Genomic DNA, 1,236 nt, shown 5'->3' on the forward strand with positions numbered 1-1,236 from the left:
CGTTGCAGCGGCTGTGAAGGTGGGGGAGCGGCTGTGAAGGCAGTCCGCGGAGAGTGCGGCAGGGGACGACCGCCGACCGCTGGCTACGGTGGTCCGGTGAGCTCCGACACCACCCCCGCGCCCTCGGACCCCACCACGGTGGTCCGCCAGCTGCTCGACCTCACCTCCTGGCAGGCCTTCGACATCGACGCCGACGGCCGCGTGCTCGCCGGGCACGACGCGCTCGGCAGCCTGCAGCTGGTCGAGATCGACACCGACGGCACCCGCACCCCGCTGACCGACCTGCCGTCGCGGTGCTCGGGCCGCTACGTGCCGGGCCGGCGGCAGGTCGTCGTCCAGCACGACAACGGCGGTGACGAGCTCATGCAGCTGTCGCTGCTGTCCCTCGACCCGCTGCCCACCCGGCCGGTCACCCTCGACGAGCTGACCCCGCTGGTGCGCGACCCCGCGTCGATGCACGTGCTCCGCGACGTCACCCCGGGCACGGTGGTCTACTCCACGAACCGTCGCAACCAGGTCGACATGGACGTCGTAGTCCGCGACCTCGCCACGGGCGAGGAGACCTGCGTCTACGACGGCGGCGGCTACGTGGCCGACACGGTCGTCTCGGCCGACCACGGCTCGGTGGCCATCACCGCCCTCAGCCTGCGACCGGCGTCCACCCGGGTCTTCCTCGCCGGCCCCCGTGCCGTGGGCGACGGCGCGGTTACCGACCCCGACGAGCACGCCCAGCACCACTCGGTGGCCTGGGCCGCCGGTGACGAGGCGCTGCTGCTCAGCTCCAACTCCGGGCGGGAGTTCACCGCCGTCTTCCGGGTCTCCCTCGACGGCGCCTCCTGGCAGCCGCTGGTGGTCGACGACGAGCACGACCTGCTGCTGTGGACGTCCCCCGACGCCTCGGCAATGGTGGTGGGCACCCTGGTCGACGGCGCCCTCCGGCTGGCGGTGCACGAGGCCGACGGCACGCCGCGCTGCGCCGTCGAGCTGCCCGAGCCGGGCACGGCCGACGTCGTCTGGGCCGCCGACTCCTCCCGGTTCGTGCTGACCGTGTCCGCCTCCACCTCGCCGGCGTCGCTGTACTCGGTCGACGCCGCCACGGGGCAGGCGACGCTGCTGGTGGACGGTCGCGAGCAGCTGCCCGGCGACCTGGCCGGACGGCTCGCCGAGCCCACCGTGCACCGGGTGCCGACCCCCGACGACGAGCTCGTGCCCTGCTTCCTGTTCCGCCCGCCGGTG

Annotated in this window: 1 pseudogene; it reads left to right on the forward strand. The window is 74.0% G+C overall.

Annotated features, from left to right (window positions below):
• Nucleotides 1-96 precede the first annotated feature (96 nt).
• Nucleotides 97-1,236 (forward strand): annotated as a pseudogene (locus tag GC722_RS19430) (S9 family peptidase); the annotation flags it as partial.

Source organism: Auraticoccus cholistanensis (assembly GCF_009742705.1).
Taxonomy (GTDB): domain Bacteria; phylum Actinomycetota; class Actinomycetes; order Propionibacteriales; family Propionibacteriaceae; genus Auraticoccus; species Auraticoccus cholistanensis.